Here is a 3,357-nt window from a genome sequence, read left to right on the forward strand (position 1 = left end):
GCGGCTTCCTTCAGGCGCTGCAGGGCCAGCTTGTCCTTGGTCAGGTCGATGCCTTCGGCCTTCTTGAAATCGGCGCTCAGGAATTCCACCAGCTTGGCGTCGAAATCTTCGCCGCCCAGGAAGGTGTCACCGCTGGTCGACTTCACTTCGAACACGCCATCGCCCAGTTCGAGGATGGAGATATCGAAGGTGCCGCCGCCAAGATCATAGACGGCCACGGTCTTGGCGTCGTTCTTCTTGTCGAGGCCATAGGCCAGCGCGGCGGCGGTTGGCTCGTTGATGATGCGCAGCACTTCCAGGCCGGCGATCTTGCCGGCATCCTTGGTGGCCTGGCGCTGGGCGTCGTTGAAATAGGCCGGCACGGTGATCACGGCCTGGGTGACGGTCTCGCCCAGATACGCCTCGGCGGTTTCCTTCATTTTCTGCAGGATGAAGGCGGAAATCTGCGACGGGCTGTAATCCTGGCCACCGGCGTTGACCCAGGCATCGCCATTGGGGCCGCGCGCGATGTCATACGGCACCAGGCCCGAATCCTTGGTGGTCAGCGGATCATCGAAACGGCGGCCGATCAGGCGCTTCACAGCAAATACGGTGTTCGACGGGTTGGTGACGGCCTGGCGCTTGGCCGGCTGGCCAACAAGGCGCTCGCCATCCTTGGTGAACGCCACCTGGCTCGGCGTCGTGCGCGCGCCTTCGGCATTCTCGATCACTTTGGGCGCTGCGCCTTCCATCACGGCAACACAGCTGTTGGTGGTGCCCAAATCGATCCCGATAACCTTGGCCATAGTCTGTCACGTCCTGTTTCTGTGGGCCCGGACCTCAAGCGCCCCTTGAAGGCAGCGCGGCACGATCCGTCCCCGGTTGATGCGGATGGCCGGTGCCCCAGCCATTTTTGTTACACCGGCGATATAGGGAGCGATTCCGGGGCTGCAAGACGCGGCGGTTGCGATTAACTGCATGAGTGATGCCGAATCCCGACCTCAACACCATCCGACCGCTCACCAGCGGCGAGATCGAACTGGCCGCCAGCGTGTTTGGCGATGCGCTTGATTCAGCCGCCGTCACCGTGCGCCGGGCCAAATTCTGGGCGCTGCACCCGTGGTGGGTGACGATGGCGCCCGATGGCCATGTCTGGTGCCATCCCAATGGCTTCAACTGGTCGGCCGATTATGCCGCCTGCACCGTGGGCCTGCAGGCGCATTTCATCCACGAGCTGGTGCATGCCTGGCAGGTGCAGACCGGCGGCCATCTGGCGCTGCGGCGGCCACCGTTTGCGCGCTATGGCTATACGCTGGCGCCCGGCAAGCCGTTCGAACGCTATGGCATCGAACAGCAGGCGATGATCGTGGAACACGCCTTCCGGGCACGAGCACGCGGCGACGCGCAGACACTGGCGCAACTGGTGCCAGTGCTGCCCTTCGCCGGCTGGCAATAGCAGCGCCGCCTCAGGCGAAGCCGCGCCCGCGCTGGATGGCGAGGTCGCACGGGCGGCACAACACCCGCACATTGCCATCGACATAGCCGCCGGTTGCCGACAGCAGGTCGAGCACGGTATCGCTTTCCGGCAGCGGCTTGGCGCACTGCGCGCAATCGCCGTTCTGCGCCTTCACCATCCGCGCCTTCAGCGACGCCCGCGCATTGGGCTTGCCGCGCTCGTCGTAGCTGAGTTCCTTGTAAACCTTGCGATTGAGCGCAAAGCGCAGTTGTTCATCCTGGCCAGCCGCCGTGTCGATCAGGGCTCGGATATCGCTGAGCAAGGTGCGCGCTGCTTCCAATTCAGCTTCGTTAAGGGTGCGGTGGGTGGTCATGGTTTCGATACCTCGATCAGCAATTTGCCAAAGTTGCCGCCGGTGTAGAGTTCCTTGACCGTTTGCACAGCATTTTCGAGGCCAGGCCGGATATCCTGCCGGGTCTTCAGCTGGCCACCCAGCATCCAGCCGGCCAACGCCATGCCGCTTTCGCCAAAACGCAGGGCGAAATCGGTGACGATGAAGCCGCGAATGGAAAGCCGCCGCATCAGGATCATCGTCCAGAACCCGGGCGGTTCGGTGGGGGTGACATCGTTATAGCTGGAGATCATGCCGCACAGCGGAATCCGGCCAAAATTCTTCATGCGCTTCAGCACTTCGACCATGATCGGCCCGCCAACCTGTTCGAAATTGATGTCGATGCCGTCCGGGGCCAACCGATCGAGTTCGGCGCCAACATCGGAATTCTTGTAATCGATGCAGGCATCAAAGCCGAGTTCGTTCACCACATAATCGCACTTGGCCTTACCGCCCGCGATGCCGATCACGCGGCAGCCCTTGATCTTGCCGATCTGGCCAACAATCTGGCCAACACCGCCGGCCGCAGCGGAGACCACCAGCGTTTCGCCAGGCTTGGGCTGGCCGATATCGAGCAGGCCAAAATACGCCGTGGGGCCTACCAGCGCCAACGTGCCATAAGCCGCCGCCAGCGAAATGCCCGGCAACTGCGGCAACGGCGACATGAAGCTGCCATCGGACACGATATGATCGGCCCATTCGCCCAACCCGGCCATGATCTGGCCGGGTTCAACACCGGCCTTGCGGCTGGCGACCACCCTGCCGCACACGCCGGCGCGCATCGGGGCGCCGATTTCGACCGGGGGCATATATTGCTCCATGTCGCTCATCCAGATGCGGTTGGTCGGATCGAGCGACATGTAGATGACGGCAAGCAGGAAATGCCCTTCGGCCAGTTCCGGCAGGGTTTCGGTGACCAGTTCCAGATCATTGTCGGCGATATCGCCCACCGGCCGACGCGCCAGCTTCCACACCTTGCGTTGCATCATCTCTCTCCCCGTTTGATGTCGTCCAGAAACTGCTTCAGCGCCGCGGCGGCCACCGGTTCGGCCAGCGTTGGCGAATGGCCGACGCCCGGCACCGTTACGGCGGTCAGTGCGGGCAGCCGCGCCTGCATCTGCATTTGTGTGGCGGCTGAAAACACATCCGAAAGTTCGGCGCGCAAGGACAGCACGGGCAAGCCGGCAAGACTGTCGAACGCGGCCCAATCGTCGGCGCCGGCATCGCCATGCGGCAGCCGGAACGGTTCGGCGATGCGCGGATCATAATCGAAGATGATGCGGCCCTGCGGCCCCACCCGGCACAGGCGCTTGGCAAAGGCCAGCCAGTCGTGCAGGCCCCAATCCGGGTGGGTGGCGGCGTTGCGCGCACCCAGATCGCGGGCGGCGTGCACCCAGGTCATCCAGTTGCCGCCGCGGCCGACATTGGCCTGCAGGCGCTTCAGCCCCGCCGGTTCGATCGCCGGGCCGATATCGTTCAGCACCACGCCGGCCATGCGGGCGCGGTGCGCGGTCGTCATCCGCAAGGCCAG

5 protein-coding genes are annotated in these 3,357 nt (G+C 63.8%); 1 reads left to right on the forward strand and 4 read right to left on the reverse strand.

Going from position 1 to position 3,357, the window contains the following annotated elements:
- The coding region (locus RMO81_RS08150) for an Hsp70 family protein (RefSeq protein ID WP_310475326.1) at positions 1-785 on the reverse strand (785 nt) is incomplete at its 3' end.
- Positions 786-964: 179 nt separating this feature from the next.
- On the opposite strand from RMO81_RS08150, the gene RMO81_RS08155 reads away from it, so the two are divergent.
- Positions 965-1,435: a vgr related protein gene (locus RMO81_RS08155; protein WP_310475327.1), complete on the forward strand. Its 471-nt coding sequence runs from the start codon at positions 965-967 to the stop codon at positions 1,433-1,435.
- 10 nt (positions 1,436-1,445) lie between these two features.
- Here RMO81_RS08155 and RMO81_RS08160 read toward each other — a convergent pair whose 3' ends face one another.
- The 3 genes from RMO81_RS08160 to RMO81_RS08170 form a co-directional block, all read right to left on the reverse strand.
- The gene (locus RMO81_RS08160; RefSeq protein WP_310475328.1) at positions 1,446-1,808 is read right to left on the reverse strand and encodes a hypothetical protein; all 363 of its coding nucleotides are present in this window, start codon (positions 1,806-1,808) and stop codon (positions 1,446-1,448) included.
- Complete coding sequence (locus tag RMO81_RS08165; protein WP_310475329.1) at positions 1,805-2,815, reverse strand: NADP-dependent oxidoreductase; 1,011 nt, start codon at positions 2,813-2,815, stop codon at positions 1,805-1,807. The genes RMO81_RS08160 and RMO81_RS08165 overlap by 4 nt, the downstream gene beginning before the upstream one ends.
- Positions 2,812-3,357, reverse strand: a 546-nt coding sequence (locus RMO81_RS08170; protein ID WP_310475330.1) for an alpha/beta hydrolase, incomplete at its 5' end; no start/stop codon positions are given. The genes RMO81_RS08165 and RMO81_RS08170, both read right to left, overlap by 4 nt.

It is taken from the genome of Sandarakinorhabdus sp. (assembly GCF_031422795.1).
Taxonomy (GTDB): Bacteria; Pseudomonadota; Alphaproteobacteria; order Sphingomonadales; family Sphingomonadaceae; genus Sandarakinorhabdus.

Bases quoted from the DNA above. Each gene is read 5' to 3' on its own strand.
- RMO81_RS08155 (WP_310475327.1), top strand. From the start codon at position 965: ATGCCGAATCCCGACCTCAACACCATCCGACCGCTCACCAGCGGCGAG.
- RMO81_RS08160 (WP_310475328.1), bottom strand. From the start codon at position 1,808: ATGACCACCCACCGCACCCTTAACGAAGCTGAATTGGAAGCAGCGCGC.
- RMO81_RS08165 (WP_310475329.1), bottom strand. From the start codon at position 2,815: ATGATGCAACGCAAGGTGTGGAAGCTGGCGCGTCGGCCGGTGGGCGAT.